At 36.2% G+C, this 19,631-nt stretch carries 12 protein-coding genes and 1 riboswitch; of the genes, 7 read left to right on the top strand and 5 right to left on the bottom strand.

Translation table 11 applies throughout. The features are described 5' to 3' along the window. Nucleotides 1–14: 14 nt before the first annotated feature. Nucleotides 15–1,007: a thiamine ABC transporter substrate binding subunit gene (thiB, locus tag ACGH46_RS09030; RefSeq protein ID WP_411605364.1), complete on the bottom strand. Its 993-nt coding sequence runs from the start codon at nt 1,005–1,007 to the stop codon at nt 15–17. Nucleotides 1,008–1,047: 40 nt separating this feature from the next. Beyond that, nucleotides 1,048–1,150, bottom strand: a riboswitch (TPP riboswitch). Between the two features lie 311 nt (nt 1,151–1,461). Between thiB and ACGH46_RS09035 the strand changes: the two genes are divergently transcribed. The 3 genes from ACGH46_RS09035 (at nt 1,462) to argS (ending at nt 9,359) form a co-directional block, all read left to right on the top strand. Continuing rightward, entirely contained in the window at nt 1,462–2,079 is a 618-nt protein-coding gene (locus tag ACGH46_RS09035) for a hypothetical protein (protein ID WP_411605365.1), read from the top strand. Between the two features lie 345 nt (nt 2,080–2,424). Continuing rightward, on the top strand, nt 2,425–7,419 hold the full coding sequence (locus ACGH46_RS09040; RefSeq protein ID WP_411605366.1) for an AAA domain-containing protein: 4,995 nt from the start codon (nt 2,425–2,427) through the stop codon (nt 7,417–7,419). A 206-nt stretch (nt 7,420–7,625) separates the two neighbouring features. Further along, the gene (gene argS / locus ACGH46_RS09045) at nt 7,626–9,359 is read left to right on the top strand and encodes an arginine--tRNA ligase (protein WP_411605368.1); all 1,734 of its coding nucleotides are present in this window, start codon (nt 7,626–7,628) and stop codon (nt 9,357–9,359) included. A gap of 193 nt (nt 9,360–9,552) precedes the next feature. Here argS and ACGH46_RS09050 read toward each other — a convergent pair whose 3' ends face one another. Continuing rightward, entirely contained in the window at nt 9,553–9,843 is a 291-nt protein-coding gene (locus ACGH46_RS09050) for a putative quinol monooxygenase (RefSeq protein WP_267352180.1), read from the bottom strand. A 454-nt stretch (nt 9,844–10,297) separates the two neighbouring features. On the opposite strand from ACGH46_RS09050, the gene ACGH46_RS09055 reads away from it, so the two are divergent. Beyond that, entirely contained in the window at nt 10,298–11,314 is a 1,017-nt protein-coding gene (locus tag ACGH46_RS09055) for an amidohydrolase family protein (protein ID WP_411605370.1), read from the top strand. Nucleotides 11,315–11,458: 144 nt separating this feature from the next. Here the strand turns inward: ACGH46_RS09055 and guaB are convergent, their stop codons facing one another. From guaB to ubiG, 3 genes are all read right to left on the bottom strand, one after another. Next, nucleotides 11,459–12,925: an IMP dehydrogenase gene (gene guaB / locus ACGH46_RS09060; protein ID WP_220215297.1), complete on the bottom strand. Its 1,467-nt coding sequence runs from the start codon at nt 12,923–12,925 to the stop codon at nt 11,459–11,461. A gap of 162 nt (nt 12,926–13,087) precedes the next feature. Beyond that, nucleotides 13,088–14,410, bottom strand: coding sequence for a gluconate transporter (gene gntT, locus ACGH46_RS09065; RefSeq protein ID WP_411605372.1), 1,323 nt, complete (start codon nt 14,408–14,410; stop codon nt 13,088–13,090). 238 nt (nt 14,411–14,648) lie between these two features. Further along, complete coding sequence (ubiG, locus tag ACGH46_RS09070) at nt 14,649–15,353, bottom strand: bifunctional 2-polyprenyl-6-hydroxyphenol methylase/3-demethylubiquinol 3-O-methyltransferase UbiG (RefSeq protein ID WP_267352183.1); 705 nt, start codon at nt 15,351–15,353, stop codon at nt 14,649–14,651. 207 nt (nt 15,354–15,560) lie between these two features. On the opposite strand from ubiG, the gene ACGH46_RS09075 reads away from it, so the two are divergent. From ACGH46_RS09075 to htpG, 3 genes are all read left to right on the top strand, one after another. Continuing rightward, entirely contained in the window at nt 15,561–15,857 is a 297-nt protein-coding gene (locus ACGH46_RS09075) for a hypothetical protein (protein ID WP_267381754.1), read from the top strand. Between the two features lie 190 nt (nt 15,858–16,047). Continuing rightward, on the top strand, nt 16,048–17,421 hold the full coding sequence (locus ACGH46_RS09080; protein WP_411605373.1) for a sodium-dependent transporter: 1,374 nt from the start codon (nt 16,048–16,050) through the stop codon (nt 17,419–17,421). A gap of 297 nt (nt 17,422–17,718) precedes the next feature. Further along, nucleotides 17,719–19,593 carry a molecular chaperone HtpG gene (htpG, locus tag ACGH46_RS09085; protein WP_411605375.1) on the top strand — a complete coding sequence of 625 codons (1,875 nt, stop codon included), beginning with the start codon at nt 17,719–17,721 and terminating at the stop codon, nt 19,591–19,593. The last annotated feature ends 38 nt before the right edge of the window (nt 19,594–19,631 follow it).

The following is a 19,631-nucleotide window of genomic DNA, read 5'->3' on the forward strand; positions in this document are numbered from 1 at the left end:
GTTAATGTCTATTATTACTTACTGATCGCTGATTGCCACTCACGAATCCAAGCTTTTTGTCCTTTTTCAACTTGCTCAGATCCAAATTCTAACGCCTTAGTGACAGGCTTTATTTGCTGATAAGCCTCAGGTAATGTCGTTTGAATAATCGGGTACATCACATTCTTTTCAGCAATCTGACGTTGTACTTCAGGTCTGAGTAAATACTGTAAAAACTGACGTGCTAACTCAGGTTGCTGACTGTATTTGATTATACCTGCTACTTCAACCTGACGGTAATGTCCTTCATCAAAAATGGCTGCCTCATAGCGAGGATCATTTTTCATAATATGAGCAATCGGCGATGTACTGTAGCTTAAAACAAAATCAGCTTCGCCTTTCAAAAACATGCCATAAGATTCACTCCAGCCTTTGGTGACGGTTACCGTATTTTTAGCGATCTTTTTCCATACATTGGCAGCATCATCGCCATAGATATTTTTGATCCAAAACAGTAGACCTAGTCCTGGCGTACTGGTTCTTGGGTCTTGATAAATAATTCGCCAATTGGCTTTATTATCAACAAGTTGTTGCATACTATGGGGAGGATTTTTGATTTTATCTTTGTTATAAATAAAAGCAAAATAACCATAATCATAAGGAAGAAAATCATTATCCCACCAATCAGTGTTAAGATTATCAGGTTTAATGATTTGATGAGGAATAACAATATTGGCCAACTTAGCTTGCTGTAAAATGTTATTGTCTAAGCCTAAAATAACATCGGCATTGGTCTTTTTCCCTTCGAGCCGGATCCGATTTAAAATAGATACACCATCCCCTAACGAAATGATATCCAACTGACAATCACACTCCGCTTCAAAACCTTGCTTAATCGCCTCACCTGGGCCCCACTCAGACATAAAAGAATTGTAACTATAAACGGTTAAAGTTGGCTTAGCATTGGCGGTATCAATCAAGAAAAAAGCTGAAAAAACAAAAAACAAAAGAAGATTCTTACGAAACATTTTGCCTCCAAAATAGTAAATAAAAGACAAAAGGTTTGAGCAGACACAATAACTCAAATCCCTCCGCTGGCATGATCCAGTTCAGGTTCGACGGGTTATGTTAATCAACATTCTCAGCCATTTGGGCACCCCGTTGAGAACGATAAATAGTTTAGTGTTTACCTCATTAATTGTAAACAGTTGTAATTGCGATAGCATGAATAATAACAAGCAAGTTTAATCACTGTTAAGGTAAAAAGGTAACGAATTAATGCTCAAAAATTAGATAATTTTAAAACGATTTTAATTGTCTCTTATTATGATTATTACCTAAGTTTAATCACTGTTTAACGGATTGAGTATTCAAGAAATCCAAATAAAAATAAGTTATTAATTAAAAAAATAGTAGATGTTACTCAATTGCTTTGTATATAATAAAAACGTCAGTTATTTGATTTTTATTAAAGGATTAATTATGTCTCAATCTTTCAAGAGCCCTCGCTGGATGCGTGATTTAAATCGCTATCTAAATTCAAAACCTCAATTCGTTTTATCCGGAAACATTCATGATCGACAACAATCGAAAATTGATACTGAAACCATCATTTCCGAAACATTAGTCTTGTCGATTTATCGAATATTAAAAAATGCAAAATTTAATCACGTCTTATTGTGGAATTCAGCTTTTGGATTCGAAGAAATTCAAACACCAGACTTACCCGCAATTAAAAGCGATACGTTGTTTAAACGCCTAAGATTAAATGCTGTTCCCAAAAAAGATTCCGCAAAAATAAATCATTTAAGTAACACGTTAGATCAACTAGTCAGCTATGATCAACAGCCTGTTGCGTTGATAATTGATTATGAATCACATTTGTCTAAAAATCGTCATAATATGAGTTTTAGTGAGCATCAACTTTTTGCGCGTTCTTTAGCACTTTCGCAACTTGAATACCCAAAACCTAAAGGTTCAAACGATCGATTATTTATAAATACCATTATTTGGCTAGTTGAAAAAGAAAGTAATTTACCCGATTGGTTACTCATTAACAACCCTAAGATTCGTCATATTCCTGTGACAGCATCCAGTTAAGCAATCCGTAAAAATATAAATGATGAATAACTAGAGTAGCTCGTTTTTTAAAAGATCATCGCACAAAGCCGGTTTACTTAAGAGGTCATAATGAATTCAAAATATATTGATGTTGATTTAATATAGATAAATTAAAAACCAATAAGAGTTTTCGGGCTTTTTTTGAATTGTATATTTAACAAAATAATAGATGCCATTTGCTAACCCAAATCGGGCTAAAATGCGTGTTTTCTATCGACTGTATTAAAATTAGTCTTTATAAATAATCATTGTCATTCTACAATTCAATATAAATAAAAATGATAAAAATAACATCAACATTGAGTTGAATATAAGGAATACAAAATGGAGTTAGAGCGTCACTGTGGTCATTGCCAAACTGAACGATTCGATAATGAAATGCTAAGTAAGCAAATGATCGATGATAAAACATATCATTATGACCTATTATCCGTTTCATTCAAAAATTCTATTGATACAAAACCATTAAAAAAATTTCAATTGATTAGTGAAACTATGCCTATTAAAGAGCATAAATCTAAACTAGGGTTATGGCAATTATCTATACGCGCCAATAATGTTCGCTTACGTGCATCAAATTTACAAATCAAATTGGATGAAAACCGACTAAAAACACTTCAATTAGCCTGTTCTAAAAACCAATTAATGGCAATGTGGACTAAACGCTCATCTTTCTTTCCTGATGCCAATAATCTTGGATTATTATCATTAATGGAACATAACAATATTAGTGAAGATGATCTAATCATTTTACTCAGTGCACAAGAAGATCAATTTAAAACGGCAAATAACGTCATCAATGAATGTAAACAATTAGCCAATGATTATGATATTGATATATTAAGCAATGAAGAGTTAGCAAATTATTTTAAGCAACCTAGGTTAAGACTATATCAACTATTGGATGAGCGAATAGAAGGATTTGCCGAACTGGGTCATGAAGAGCTCGATCAGTGGACACAGCAGTATCGTTTTGAAAAACGTATACCATTTTGTCGGCTCTTGGTTTTATTGAGCATTCCTAATGAACATTGGATTAAACCGCCGTTAAAAAAATACTCATCTCGAATTATCGATTTCTTTCATAAAAAAGTATCAATGAGTATCTTGCAAGGCCCGTTAGTTAGGATGAACCTAGGTCGTTTTACACCACGTATTGATCTTAACTTATTAGGAACCGCATCTTTACCGTCAAATAAACTACTTGATCATATTCTTGCTCGACAACCTCGTCAGCAACAAATCGATATTAAAGCCGTATTCGAAACGAATGAACTTCTTGAAATTAAATTACGCAACTTATTTCGGACAACCACTATTTATCAACGGGATACGGGCATTGACAGTCTTTATATGGGCTTTCCTTTTTTAGTTTATCAAGAAACCAGTGGCAATCGGTTACCCAGAATAGCACCGTTATTACTTTGGCCCATAAAAATGAATGACGATATGGCATCAATGAAACGACTTACACTCGCCTTTGATCGTCAACGAGAAGAAATAAGAATTAATCCCGCACTTAAAGGGATTTTGGGCAAAACACTTTTTAATCAATGGAAACATGTTTTTGATGACTTATTATTACGTTCAACGTTAAATACCCTTGAGGTTATGAATGAATTAAAGTCGTTAGGACAAATTTTGTCGAGTCAAATCGATGATTTACCAACATCCTTTGAACCAGAAAAAGGTAAAATCTATTTTGCTTGTTCCGCTGTGTTATTTGATGCCAACTTTATAGGACAATCAATTGGTGAAGAACTTAGTCAATTAAAAAAACTCGACTACGACAACACAGCACTTGAAACCGCACTAAAACTGAAATCCCATTCTCAAATCGATGAGCAAATTGAAAAACCAGACGTACAAAATTGTTTTTTTTCGGTTGCCAGTGACCCAAGCCAAGAAAACGCTGTTTTACAAGCACGGTTAGCCCCCGGTTTGTTAATTGAAGGCCCACCAGGAACCGGAAAAAGTCAAACCATTGTTAATATGGTTGGCGACGCAATTGGACGCCATAAAACGGTACTGATTGTTTGTCAAAAAAAAGCGGCCCTTGAAGTTGTTCATAAGCGTTTAACTGCCGAAGGCCTTGATACGCGCAGTATAATGATTAACGATATTAATGCTGATCGATCCAAATTGATCAATAGTATTCGTCAACAGCTTGATTTGCTGGACAAAAACCTGCCTTCAGATGACTACATTAAAGCGCGTATCAAACTGGCAAAAACAGTAACAAAACTGGAAGCACAGCTCGATCAATATGATGAGGCATTATATACTCAACAGACCCACTTTGGTTTAAGTTATCGGGAGTTAATCGCTGATTTAATCACGATTGCCAACAATTCACCCAAATTAACCGTACCGGAATTAGGCAAAATATTTCAGAATCTTGATGTCAAACAACTATCAATGATTAAAGATCAGTGTTCACCCTTACTTTCACTGTGGTTACCGGCAAAATTTGAACATAGTCCATTATCAGAATTAACAGAATTTTCAAATGATCCAATTACGATAAATTTATTTAATCAATCACTGACTCAATTTATTCAAGTTGAACACGTTAGAACAGCAAATCTTGATAACCAACCTATCCAATTTGATGTTGATGATCCCCTCCCTCATCAACAGTGGCTTAAAAAAGAGAGTGAAGCTTTTTTAAATATCACGGAAAATCTTCGGGAGCGGCTATTAAAATGGTTACCCTTGTTCAAAATTCAAAATATCCAAACAGGTAATTTAGAAGGTGATAGACTCATCAATGGGTTAAAATTTTTGCAAAATCAGCTATCTTATTTAAACTCAGAGGCTTGGTGCCACCTGTCTCAAAAATTTTGTTATTTAGAGCCAAAGATACTAGAAGATTTACTGAGTAAAGCAAGAAAACTCATAACCCCTAATGCTTGGTACAAATGCCTGAGTTTGCAACGCTATTTAGCAAAAAAAGGACTTTTTAACTTTTTAGCTATGCACGGTGAGGAAGCAAACATTAACCGCATTCCAATGCTTTATGAGTCGCTATTATTAGAGTCTGAATATCGGCCAATTCGCAAAACGTTACTGAGTATCTTTGTTGATTTGCAATTACCTCAACACAATTTAACGCTTAATCTTGATAACACTCAATACTTGATCGAGGAAACATTATCGGAACTTGAAGAAGTCAAAGCATGGGCTGATAAAATTCACCAAGCACCTTATAGTCAGTATGTGGAGCAATCATTATTGAAAAGTAGCGACGCTTTTCAAGATTTAATTAATGAATACGAAGCGGCCTTTGTTCGTTATCAGTATCGTCAAGATTCAGAACAACATTTATCCTTGCTCAATCAATTTTTAAATGAAAACCTGTATCAAAACTGTTTACAGGCGATTGTTAAAAATCAACCAACACCTTCAACTATTGACGCTATTTACCATGTTTTACCTTCATTAAAAGCGTATCAATCATTTCGTAAAGAAGCGATTCAATTATCTGAAACTGCACTTGAAGTATTGGCAAAACTAAGACCTTTTGAATCCGAACTAGCCTTATTAAGCCCAGAAAATCAACAATATCAATTCAGACAACTATTGGATTATGAAGCTAAAACGATTTGGAAATTGTACATCGAACAAGAAAACCCGATATTACAGATTGATCAGCAAGTTATCAATCAAACCATTGAACAGCTAAAATCTAACGACGAACAGCTGCATCAACTGAATAAACAGTTACTACTTAATAATATAAAATGTAATCAGATAGCTGATCCCAAAAGGTGGGAAGGAATAACAAGGCTAACAGGTCAACGCGCCAAACGATTACGTGAATTCATCGAGCAAGGTATACCGCTTGGATTAATGTTCTTAAGACCAATTTGGTTAATGAATCCCGACACCGCAAGTCGCTTATTGCCATTAAAAGCGGGATTATTTGATTTGGTCATCTATGACGAAGCCTCACAAATGCCCATTGAATACGCTATACCTACTCTTTATCGGGGCAAAATTGCCATAGTCAGTGGTGATGACAAACAGATGCCACCCACTACATTTTTTGGCGTACAAACAGACGCTGACATAGTCGAAGAGGCTGATGATGATACTATTCAAGCACTATCAGAAGAAGTTAACGAAAATCCTCTACTCAATCGTTGGAATTTAAAAGAAATTATGGATTGTCCGGATTTATTACAACTTTCTCGCACTGTGTTGCCAACAACTTATTTACAAATTCATTACCGTTCCGCTTATCGTGAGCTGATTAACTATTCCAATACCGCTTTTTACCATAGCCAACTAAACGTACCTGTCAGACATTCAGCTAATATCATTAAGCAAATCAAACCAATTGAATATATTTGGATAAATGGTCTATATGAAGATCAACGCAATTATAGTGAAGCAATAAAAGTTGTTGAAATGGTCGATAACATTTGGAAAAAAGATGCGACTCATCGTCCATCCATAGGCGTTGTAACCTTTAACAAAAAGCAGGCAGATCTGATTGAAAAATGTTTTTATGAAAAAGCCAATTTAGATAAAAAATTTTCAGACATTTTTGAACAAGAAAATCAACGATTCGATCAGGGTGAAGATGTATCAATTTTTATCAAAAATGTTGAAAATGTGCAGGGCGATGAACGTGATGTTATCATCTTTTCAACGACATTTGGTCGTAATAAACAAGGTATTTTCAGGCGAAATTTTGGCATACTAGGACAACAAGGTGGCGAAAGGCGCTTAAATGTAGCAATCACCCGAGCTCGCCAAAAAGTCATTTTGATCTCCTCAATGCCTATTGAAGATGTTTCTGATGCGCTAGCCAATAAACGTGCTCCAACCTCCCCTCGTGATTACCTACAATACTATTTAGCTTATTCTAAAGCATTATCTGAAGGTAATTTTACTTTTGCTGAATTATTACTTAACCTGATCGAACAGGCACATAAGCAATCTGATTTGCCAATACCAACACAACACGATGACGGACTGCTTGACGATGTAGAAACTTTTATTCGTTCGCTCAATTTATCCTATAGCCGCCACTCAGGCAGTGGCGTATTTACATTAGATTTTACGATTGAAGATCCGAGCACTAAACTTTATTGTATTGGCATTGAGTGCGATGCGCCAATTCATCCGTTATTATCCAATGCACGATATAGAAACATTTGGCGACAATCGGTATTATCTAGAACCATTCCGCATATATTTCGCCTATCTTCACGTAACTGGTATGAAAATAATGAACATGAAAAGCAACGACTACAACATTATATTGAAAATATATTGGGAACAAAGATCAAGCACACACTCAACGACTAAAATGTTAGTCAAATTTTGACAATGTTTATCACCTAATTGACCGATTAACATCGGTCATTTTTTTCAATCATGCTTTTGATTGAAAAATCCCCTAACAGGAAATCAAAACCCTGTTAAACTAAAGTAAACGACATCATCTGAGCCGTGACAAGTGTTTACTTTATCGGTATTATATTGGGCATTTATGATAATTGATTAGGTTTAGTGTGAATATTCAACAATTACTAACTCAACGTGTTTCGCAAGCAATGATAATGGCCGGTGCGGATAATAACTGTGATGCCTTAATTAAACAATCAGCTAAAGTACAATTTGGCGATTATCAAGCTAATGGCATCATGGCAACCGCCAAAAAACTAGGAATGCCACCAAGAGCGTTGGCGGAAAAGGTTTTACAACATCTAGATATTGATGACATTGCCGAAAAAGTCGAAATTGCTGGCCCCGGTTTTATTAACATCTTTTTAAAAAATAGTTGGATTGCTCAACAAAATGAAGTTGCACTGAGTAGCGATAAACTGAATATTACCTTACCTGCAAAAGCACAAACGATTGTTGTAGACTACTCAGCACCGAATGTTGCCAAAGAGATGCATGTCGGTCATTTACGTTCAACAATCATCGGGGATGCCACTGTACGAGTTTTAACTTTTCTTGGTCATAATGTTATCCGTGCTAACCATGTCGGTGACTGGGGAACACAATTTGGGATGCTCATTGCTTATCTGGAAAAAATGCAAAATGAACATGCTAATGATATGCAACTATCCGATCTGGAATCGTTTTATCGAGCAGCAAAAAAACATTACGATGAAGACGAAGTTTTTGCTGAAAAAGCACGTAATTATGTTGTAAAACTGCAAGGTGGTGATGAATATTGTCGTGAAATGTGGCGAAAATTGGTCGATATTACCATGACGCAAAATATTGCGACTTACAAACGGTTAAATGTCACACTTTCCGTTGAAGACACCATGGGCGAAAGCATTTATAACAAAATGTTACCCGGCATTGTGGCAGATTTAAAACATAAAAAATTAGCGGTAGAAAGCGAAGGGGCAATCGTTGTATTTTTAGATGAATACAAAAATAAAGAAGGCGAACCAATGGGCGTGATTATTCAAAAACGCGACGGCGGTTACCTTTATGCAACAACCGATATCGCCTGTGCCAAATATCGTTATGAAACACTACATGCCGATCGCATACTTTATTATACCGACTCACGTCAGCATCAGCATTTAGAACAAGTTTGGACAATTGTACATAAAGCCAAATATGTGCCTGATTCTTTAAAACTCGAACACCATATGTTTGGTATGATGTTAGGAAAAGACGGTAAACCGTTTAAAACACGATCAGGTGATACGGTTAAATTAAATGATCTTTTAGATGAAGCGACTGAACGGGCAAAAGTCTTAATTCAAAGTAAAAATCCAGAACTCACTGAACAAGAGTTAGCACACGTCGTCGATGCCGTTGCAATTGGTGCGGTTAAATACGCTGATCTTTCTAAAAATCGTACCACTGATTATGTTTTTGATTGGGACAATATGCTTTCTTTTGAAGGTAATACGGCACCCTACTTACAATATGCTTATACTCGTGTGTTATCGGTATTTAGAAAATCCAATATTTCAGAAGATGACTTATCGGGAAGTATTATTTTAGAAACAGAAAAAGAACGCGCATTAGCCACTCGACTAATTCAATTTGATGAAACTATTTCAGTGTTAGCAAATGAAGGAACGCCTCACGTGCTTTGTGCTTATCTTTATGACATTGCAACGCTTTTTTCAAGTTTTTACGAAAACTGCCCTATTTTAACAGCTGAAAATGAAAACCTAAAATTAAGTCGCTTAAAACTGGCTTCTTTGACAGCTAAAACACTGAAAGTAGGATTAGATATGTTAGGCATAAAAACCGTTGAAAAAATGTAATTTCAACAGAATAGATGCCTGATGTTATAACGCCATTCATCACTTTATTAAATCGGTTGTCAACAAAAGTTTTGGCAACCGATTGACCTGATTAAACTGCTCCAAACTTTATCCCATCCGCGTTATTAATATAATATTTCTTGACCAATTTTCTTTCTCACACGATTTGGTTAATCGCTTGTTCGGTTTAATCTTATAACACAGGTTTCACAATACAAATTTCGAGTTTTTCGCAATGCTCTTTAGCAAATGCGGCGAATTCAATAAAATGTGGTGTATGATTGTGCAAATCAATTGCTTGTTTCGAAGCCCATGTTTCAATGACGACATAAACATCGGGATCATCGATGCTTTGATTAAGTTCATAACGAATACATCCCGCTTCTTTACGGCTTGCTTCAACAAGTTTTTTAAAAAGCGTTTGAAAAGCGGCATGATTTTCTGACTTGATTTTTAGCGTAGCAACAATATTTAACTGGCTCATAATAACCTCTTATCTTAGGCAAACTTTATCAACTTTATACTAACATAGGTTGTTTTAACATCAATAAAAAAGCATTATGGAAAATCTCATTTTTTTGACAATCGCTTATTGATAAAAATTAATCCGTTATCCTAATCATGTTACCCAAAATAAAACCAAAATTGTTAATGACCATCAAATGATGACAAGAAAATCTAAAAAATAATACTTTAACTATATCATTTATTTGCATATTTTCACTGTTATAACGCTTGATATTAATCAAGATAGGTTTAGAATTTCTGCTACTAAATAACCTGCTAGAGTCTTTAAACTATGAAGCCATGTGAATCAACAATCCAGATTTTAAACATTGTTGGTTCTATTTTTAATCCTCCTTTATGGAGGATTTTTTTTAGCTGTTATTTTTGAATTTTTAAACCAACTTTAGGTAATTTATTTGTAGAGGCATATTATGACAGACAACAAAAAGATGTTATTAACCAGTCGAGATCAAAGTTTAAAAGCATTTTTAATGAACAAAATCAAGCAAAATGGCGGATGGGTTAATGCACATATTCACGCTGATCGTGCTTTTACAATTACCGTTGACAGTTTTGATGTGTACCAAAAACAGACATTGATTGAAAAATGGGATACGTTAGACAAAGTCAAAGCTGCCATGAGCGAAGAAGACTATTATCGTCATTTTAGTATGGCTGTTGAACGAATGATTGAACAAGGTGTCAGTGCCATGGGATCATTTGTGGATATTGACCCTATTGCTGAAGAACGTGCAATCAAAGGCGCATTACGGGCAAGAGAAACCTATAAAAACGATATCACCATTAAACTGGTGAATCAGACCTTAAAAGGCGTGATTGATAAAGAGGCTCGCTATTGGTTTGAAAAAGGTGCTGATCTTGTCGATATTATTGGTGGCTTACCTCGCCGTGATGAACGTGACCATGGTGAAGGAATGGGACTTAAACATCTGGATGTATTAATGCAAACGGGCAAAGCATTAGGTAAAATGGTGCATGTTCATGTTGATCAGTTTAATTCATCCGATGAGATAGAAACAGAGCAATTAACAGATAAAACCTTAGAACATGCAATGCATGGTCGTGTAGTGGCAATTCATAGTATTTCAATTACTGCCCATAGCTTAGAATATCGTCAAAAATTATACCAAAAAATGAAAGAAGCCCAAATGATGGTGATTGCCTGTCCGTTTGCGTGGATTGACAGTCCAAGGCGTGAAGAACAAGGCCCAACCCGTAACTCCTTAACCCCTGTTGATGAATTAGCCGCCGCTGGAATTCCTGTTGCGATTGGTACCGATAATGTCAGTGATTATATGCTCCCCTTTTCAACGGGTAATATGTGGGAAGAGCTAAAACTGCTTGTAACCGGATGTCGATATACCGATTTAGATAATGTGGTTAACGTCGCCACTCGGAATGGACGTAAAGTGCTGGGACTTGAGTAATTAACGCAAAACGTTATAAACCAAGTTTTTAAAGCAAACTATTCCCTTTAAAGATTAAAAATCCCAACAACGCTGAGATTGTTGGGATTTTTACTATTACTGAACAGCGTCAATGATTAACGACGCTTTAATATTGATAAAAAATTAAGATCCAGCTCGATAATTTGGTGGCTCTTTGGTTATTAGCACATCGTGAACATGGCTTTCTTTCATACCGGCACCGGTTATTCGATAAAATTTAGATTGAGTCCGTAACTCATCGATAGTGGCACAGCCAGTTAATCCCATACAAGAACGTAATCCTCCCATTTGTTGGTGGATGATTTCTTTTAATGGGCCTTTATAGGCAATACGGCCTTCAATACCTTCAGGAACTAATTTATCAGCGGCATTATCAGATTGGAAATAACGATCAGATGAACCTTTTGCCATTGCGCCAAGTGATCCCATACCTCGATAAGATTTATAAGCTCGACCTTGATATAATTCGATTTCACCAGGGGCTTCTTCTGTCCCTGCAAACATTGAGCCAACCATAACACATGATGCACCGGCAGCTATCGCTTTAGCAATGTCTCCCGAAAAACGAATACCACCATCAGCAATAACAGGGATATTATGTCGTTGTGCCATTTCAACTGCATCCATAATGGCACTAATTTGTGGCACACCGACTCCAGTCACAATACGTGTAGTACAGATAGAGCCCGGCCCAATACCGACTTTAACGGCATTAACCCCTGCATCGATTAATGCTTTTGCGCCTTCCGCTGTAGCAATATTCCCCCCAATAATTTGTAATTCCGGATACGCCTGCCTTGTCTGACGAATACGCTCTAATACACCTTCTGAATGTCCATGAGATGAGTCAATCAATAAAACATCGACCCCTGCTTCAACTAATGCAGCAATCCGTTCTTCATTGCCTGCACCGGCACCCACAGCAGCCCCTACGCGTAAACGCCCTTTTTCATCTTTGCAAGCGTGCGGTTTCTGTTCTGCTTTATTGTAGTCCTTAACCGTTATCATTCCTTTAAGATGAAATTTAGAATCAACAACTAACACTTTTTCAACACGGTGTTCATGCATTTTTTTCAGCACAATTTCACGTTGTTCGCCCTCTTTTACCGTAACAAGTCGTTCTTTTGGTGTCATGACTGCCGTTACCGGTAACGATAAATCAGTCGCAAAACGAACATCTCGAGCGGTAATAATCCCGACTAACTCTTGAGATTGAGTAACCACAGGAAAACCGGCAAAACCATATTCTTTAGCAAGTTCGATAACATCTCGAATCGTGGCAGTAGGTAAAACGGTCACGGGATCTTGGACGATACCGCTTTCATGCTTTTTCACCCTTTTTACATGGTTAGCCTGAGCTTCGATTGACATATTTTTATGGATAAAACCAATTCCGCCTTCTTGCGCAAGGGCAATGGCTAAATCGGATTCAGTCACCGTATCCATTGCAGCTGACAGCATCGGAATATTGAGTTTAATTGTTTGGGTTAGCTGAGTAGAAATAACCGCAGTGTTGGGTAATACCGTGGAGTGGGCAGGAACTAATAACACATCATCAAATGTAAGTGCTTCTTTAACTATACGAGACATGACAATATTCACCATTGAGTTGAATTGTTGATAAAATATTGCCGATGTATTCTACTGACTTTTGCGATAAAAGACCAGCGGTATTTTGATTCTTGAAATAGTTTGAACAGTTATCCTTCTTATTATTTCATCAAAAATAATTATATCTCATACAAACTAACCTTATAAAAAAAGATTAATGATCAAACAGCCGATTAATCCACTGACAGATATCACTGTTTCGAGTAAAGACCATGATTTCAATGTTTCGGTAATGCTCAGATTAAAATATTCTTTAAATAACCAAAAGCCCGGATCATTTACATGCGAAAAAACGACACTACCCGCACCCGTTGCAATAACCATTAATTCTGGACTAACACCCGTTGAAGCAATTAATGGGAAAACAATCCCACCTGCCGTTAGTGCTGCAACCGTTGCCGACCCTAAGGCTAATCTTAATAAGGCTGCAATTAGCCACGCCATAACAATGGGGGAAATAGTCGATCCATGCATTATCTGTTCGATATAAACTTTCACGCCACTATCGACAAGAACTTGTTTAAATGCCCCACCACCCCCAATAATCAATAGCATCATTGCAATAATTTTAATTGAATCAACTAAGCTAGTATTGATGTCTGACATGCTACGGCCACGTAATAAACCAAAAGTGAATATGGCTATTAATACTGATATCAGCGTTGCAATGACTGGATCCCCAAAAAATTCAACATAGGGTAGCAACCAATGCCCATTATTTAACGTCATTTCACTTATGGCTCGGATTGACATTAATATAACTGGAATCAATGCGGTAATAAGACTGACACGAAAACTAGGCATCTGCTGTTCAGTAAATGTTTTAGTATTATATAAGCCTTCTTCAACAGGATGATTAATCAAACGAATAAAAGGTAATTTAGTTAAAATAGGCCCAGCTAGTATGACGGTTGGAATACCTATAATTGTGCCATAAAGTAAGGTTTTTCCCATATCGGCTTTAAATATTTGTGCAATCGCTGTTGGTCCAGGGTGCGGCGGTAAAAAACCATGTGTAACCGACAAAGCCGCCGCCATGGGAATACCAATATATAGCGGAGAGATACCTAAGGTTGCAGCTATAGTTAAAATTAAGGGTAACAATAAAACGAAACCAACCTCATAAAACAGAGCAAATCCAACAATAAATCCCGTAAGCGTCACTGCCCATTGAATCTTTTTATCGCCGAAAGTGGCAATGAGCGTTGTTGCTATCCGCTGTGCACCTCCACAATCGGCGAGTAATTTGCCTAACATTGCGCCAAATCCCATAATTAATGCTAAGCTGCCAAGCGTGCCACCGACACCATTTTTAATTGATTTGATGACCTCCATAACGGGCATCCCTTCCAGAACACCGACACTAAGTGCCACCAAAATTAATGCGATAAAACCATTAACTCGTAAAGGTAACATGAGAATCAATAACATCAAGACACCAAAAGCAATAATGATTAATGGCATAATCAACTCCTCTTAATCAACAACATCCAATCTGGTTAAATTGACACAGCTAGACTTAAATACTTTAAACATAATTAGTAAATTGCAAATCAATTAAGATTTGAACACATCGCTTTTATGGGTAAGTATGAATAAATTAACAATAAGTCTTTACCCACATAGTATCGATATATGTGGGAATGTTAGAGGAAAATTTACACTATTTATTAGAAATGAGAATAAGATCACACTTTTAAATTTAAACTTCTTTTTGCGCCATTAAAATATAATTTACATCCACATTGTGACCTAATTTGAATTGATTTTTTAAAAGATGATATTCCATACCAATAATGCCTTTAACCGCTAATTTAGATTGCTCAACTAAGTCCATTAATTCTGAAGGTCGAATAAAGCGATTAAAATCATGTGTTCCTTTTGGTACAAGCCGAGCAATGTATTCAGCACCATAAATAAGTAATAACTTTGCTTTGGTATTTCGATTGATTGTCGATAAGAATAGTTTGCCACTGGGTTTTAGCAACTTAGCACAAGCATTAATGATGGAGAATGGATCGGGGACATGCTCTAATAACTCCATACAAGTAATCACATCATAATATTCTGATCGTTCTTCTGCATGCGCTTCAACGGTTTGTTTTTCGTAATCGATAGAAAGACCATTTTGCTCTGCATGCATTTTAGCAACGTTTAAAGACTCATCCGCCAGATCGATAGCGGTCACTTGCGCACCAAGTTTAGCAAGGCTTTCTGATAAGATGCCACCACCACACCCGACATCTAACACCTTTTTGCCAGTAAGAGATTCGCATTGCTGCAATATATAATCAACACGTAATGGATTAATGATATGTAAAGGTTTACATTGACCATTTGGATCCCACCATTGTGCGGCTAATTGTGAGAATTTATTTATTTCGTTAATATCGATATTTTGTGACATGCTGGCGTTTTTAAAGTGTAAAAAATGGGTTTTACTATATGCTAACTCCAATCAATTATCAATAAAATAGCTTACACTGCCCGCTTTTTATTAACAAAAAAATCCACTTAGTTTAAGCGTTCAAATGATATACTTTTTACCAATAAAAAATAGACAATTAATTTAATTCATAAAAACGGTATAAATATAATATAAGGAAGACAAATTATGATAATCGCGTTAAGAACAAATCGACCTAGTTTAATAAAAATAATGGATATACCAATTATAGGCAGTTTTATCATGTTTATTTTTGCACTGATTCCAATGTTTATTTTAATGATAACCGATGGTGCTTTTGGATACAGTTATCAAGATCTCCAAACAAATATAATATATTTTATAGTAGGCGTTTATAACTTCATTTTAGCCTTCTTTTTTGGTATCAGTATTTGGATTATGATATTACCTTCCTGGTTACTTTTTAACCTTATCGGTATATTGAAACTCATCGGTTGGATCTAATAATAATCGAATCATTTGATTCATTTTAATGATTGACGCCAATTCTAGTTAAATTTTTAAACAATATTGTCAATGACTGTAATGATTTCTTGTGAATAGTTTGATTTCATGGCATGATTTAAAGTTTTAATTAAGACATAATTTTACTAAACGCAAATTAAACTATTTATTAAGAATCAAAGGAAAATTCATGAGTACAGGTACTATGAAGAAAAGTCATTCCCAATGGAGCTCACGCATGGGATTCATGCTAGCAGCAGCTGGCTCTGCTGTGGGTTTAGGTAATATTTGGAAATTTCCCTATATGGCGGGTGAAATGGGTGGTTCAGCATTTGTGCTCACCTATTTACTCTTTATGTTTATCATTGGGCTACCTATCCTTGTTTTAGAATGGTTGATCGGGCGCCGAGGGCAAAAAAATCCGATTCATACCATGCAAGATGTGGCCGTTTCTGAAGGTCGTTCAAAATTATGGGGCTGGGTAGGGATAATTGGGGTACTTGGTTCATTCTTAATTCTCTCCTTTTATAGTGTGATTGGTGGCTGGGCAACAGATTACATCGTTCTAGCAGCGCAAGGCACATTTGAAGGTGCGAATGGTGGAATAACCGAAAATCTCTTTACTAATTTTCTGGGCGATGTAAATAGTTTATTAATCTGGCATACAGTATTTATGTTTGCAACGGCCTTTATTGTCGCTCTTGGCGTTGGAGCTGGCTTGGAACGTGGCTGTAAGATTATGATGCCTGGTTTAGGTATATTACTCTTAGCGCTGGTTGGGTATGCCGCATATGCCAGCGGTTCTTCTTTCTGGAAGGCTTGTGATTTCTTATTTACACCTAACTGGTCTGCCTTAAATGGCACGGCGATATTAGCTGCTTTAGGTCACGCATTTTTCAGTCTATCTTTAGGTATGGGAATTATGATGGCATATGGCTCGTATTTAGGGAAAGATGTCAATCTACTCTCAACAGCCCGAACAGTGGTCATTTTAGATGTAATTGTGGCGGTTTTATCAGGATTAGCAATATTCCCGCTTGTTTTTGCTAATGATTTACAGCCGGGTTCTGGCCCTGGTCTCATCTTTGTGACACTACCAATTGCATTCGGCAATATGGCTGGCGGTTCAATTTTAGGCATATTATTCTTTATATTCTTAACGTTTGCTGCATTAACCTCGTCAATCTCATTGTTAGAACCGACTGTAGAGTTACTCGAAGAAAAAACCCATATGGGACGCAAAACGGCAACCATTGTCACCAGTATTATTATTTGGGCTTTAGGTATTGCTTGTATTCTTTCATTTAATAAATGGGCAGATGTCACATTATTTGGTAAAAATATTTTTGATTTACTTGATTACTTAACCAGTAAAATCATGTTGCCAGTAACCGGTTTAGGTACCATTATTTTTGCTGCATGGATGATGAATCAAAAACGAATTCGTGAAGAACTTAATCTAAACGCTTTCTGGTTTAACATTTGGACAATCTTAACCCGTTTTATTATTCCAGTGGCAATTGTTGCTATTCTTGTTTTTGGATTTTTTCCAGAAGGGAAATAGTTAATTATCATCTGCAAAGCCTTGATATTTTCAAGGCTTTCTTCCCACCAAGCTAACAAAAAAACAGCAAACAATTACCAAAATTACTTAATCTCTATTGAAAACCTCATTTTCATTCCCATATAACAATACAACAATAAATCAAACTATTATGACAGTGTTATTCATTTAACAGTTATACCCTTTTGCGATCAAATCTGCTCTTGCAGACGTTGAAAGCATGGATAGCTTTATTAATTAAGGTTATCGGTATAAATTGTTAATTGAATCAGTTAAATATATTAGAGGAACTAGTCAATGAGTAAGCAAGGTACAGAAACTCGTGGATTTCAATCCGAAGTTAAACAAATTCTTCATTTAATGATACATTCTTTATATTCCAATAAAGAAATATTTTTACGAGAGTTAATTTCGAACGCATCCGATGCGGCTGATAAATTACGTTTTAAAGCACTTGAAAATCCTAGCCTTTATGCTGGTGATGCTGAGCTTGGCGTACGTATTTCTGTGAATAAAGAAGCAGGAACTTTAACCATTGCCGATAATGGTATCGGTATGACACGTGATGAAGTTATTGAAAATTTAGGTACGATTGCCAAATCTGGCACCAAAGCATTTTTGGAATCAATCGGTAGCGATCAAGCTAAAGACAGCCAACTAATTGGTCAATTTGGTGTTGGTTTTTACTCTGCATTTATTGTAGCAGATAAAGTCACCGTCAAAACTCGTGCTGCAACTACTAACGCTGATGAAGCGGTTATGTGGGAATCGGCTGGCGAAGGTGAATATACGATTTCTGATGATAATAAAGAGACACGTGGTACTGAAATTATTTTACATCTGAAAGAAGATGAAAAAGAGTTTTTAGATGATTGGCGTTTACGCTCAATTATCAGTAAATATTCTGATCATATTTCACTCCCTGTTGAAGTACAAACCATCGACGAAGAAAGCAAAGACGTAAAATGGGAAAAAGTAAACAAGGCTCAAGCCCTTTGGACTCGGAGTAAATCTGAAATTACCGACGAAGAGTACAAAGAGTTTTATAAACATATTTCTCATGATTTTGCCGATCCACTCAGTTGGAGCCATAACCGAGTAGAAGGTAAACAAGAATACACCAGTTTACTTTATATTCCTTCAAAAGCGCCTTGGGATATGTGGAATCGTGATAACAAACACGGTCTAAAACTTTATGTACAACGTGTCTTTATTATGGATGATGCAGAGCAATTTATGCCAAACTATTTACGCTTTGTAAAAGGTTTAATTGACTCTAATGAACTTCCATTGAATGTATCACGTGAAATATTGCAAGATAACAAAATCACCCAAAGTTTACGCAATGCATGTACAAAACGTGTATTACAAATGTTAGAAAAACTGGCTAAAGATGATAAAGAACAATATCAACAGTTCTGGAGCGAATTTGGCTTAGTGTTAAAAGAAGGAACGGGTGAGGACTATGCTAACCGTGAAGCTATCGCGAAATTGCTCCGTTTTGCTTCTACGCATTCGGATAGCAATGCGCAAACCATCTCCTTAGACGATTATATTAGTCGTATGCAAGAAGGTCAGGATAAGATCTACTACATTACCGCTGATAGTTATGGTGCGGCTAAAAATAGTCCACATTTGGAATTATTTAGCAAAAAAGGCATTGAAGTCTTACTATTATCTGATCGTGTTGATGAGTGGATGATGAGTAATTTAACTGAATTTGAAGGAAAACAGTTCCAATCAATCAGTAAATCTGACGAATCGATTGAAAAACTTGCCGATCAAGATAGCGAAGAACAAAAACAAGCAGAAAAAGAGCTTGAACCATTTATTGAACGTGTCAAAGCAGTGTTAGGTGATAAAGTAAAAGAAGTTAAATTAACGCATCGTTTAACCAATACACCTGCAATAGTGACTACTGCAGCGGATGAAATGACCACGCAAATGGCAAAACTTTTTGCTGCTGCCGGTCAAAAAGCGCCTGAAATCAAATATACGTTTGAGATCAACCCTGATCATAAGTTAGTAAAACGTATTGCTGATACACAAGACGAAACGGCATTTAGCGACTGGATTGAATTATTATTAGATCAAGCATTACTGGCAGAGAAAGGATCATTAAGTGATCCAAGTAAATTTATTCAAACCATGAATAAACTGCTTGCAGAATAATCGAAAAATAATAAAACCCGATATTAGATAGTAATATC

This window comes from Gilliamella sp. CG22 (assembly GCF_046635725.1).
Taxonomy (GTDB): Bacteria; Pseudomonadota; Gammaproteobacteria; order Enterobacterales; family Orbaceae; genus Gilliamella; species Gilliamella apicola_I.

What these genes read in the sequence shown, in the direction of transcription:
- thiB (WP_411605364.1), bottom strand. Translation starts at nt 1,007, where the DNA reads ATGTTTCGTAAGAATCTTCTTTTGTTTTTTGTTTTTTCAGCTTTTTTC.
- ACGH46_RS09035 (WP_411605365.1), top strand. Translation starts at nt 1,462, where the DNA reads ATGTCTCAATCTTTCAAGAGCCCTCGCTGGATGCGTGATTTAAATCGC.
- ACGH46_RS09040 (WP_411605366.1), top strand. Translation starts at nt 2,425, where the DNA reads ATGGAGTTAGAGCGTCACTGTGGTCATTGCCAAACTGAACGATTCGAT.
- ACGH46_RS09050 (WP_267352180.1), bottom strand. Translation starts at nt 9,843, where the DNA reads ATGAGCCAGTTAAATATTGTTGCTACGCTAAAAATCAAGTCAGAAAAT.
- ACGH46_RS09055 (WP_411605370.1), top strand. Translation starts at nt 10,298, where the DNA reads ATGACAGACAACAAAAAGATGTTATTAACCAGTCGAGATCAAAGTTTA.
- guaB (WP_220215297.1), bottom strand. Translation starts at nt 12,925, where the DNA reads ATGTCTCGTATAGTTAAAGAAGCACTTACATTTGATGATGTGTTATTA.
- gntT (WP_411605372.1), bottom strand. Translation starts at nt 14,410, where the DNA reads ATGCCATTAATCATTATTGCTTTTGGTGTCTTGATGTTATTGATTCTC.
- ubiG (WP_267352183.1), bottom strand. Translation starts at nt 15,353, where the DNA reads ATGTCACAAAATATCGATATTAACGAAATAAATAAATTCTCACAATTA.
- ACGH46_RS09075 (WP_267381754.1), top strand. Translation starts at nt 15,561, where the DNA reads ATGATAATCGCGTTAAGAACAAATCGACCTAGTTTAATAAAAATAATG.
- ACGH46_RS09080 (WP_411605373.1), top strand. Translation starts at nt 16,048, where the DNA reads ATGAGTACAGGTACTATGAAGAAAAGTCATTCCCAATGGAGCTCACGC.
- htpG (WP_411605375.1), top strand. Translation starts at nt 17,719, where the DNA reads ATGAGTAAGCAAGGTACAGAAACTCGTGGATTTCAATCCGAAGTTAAA.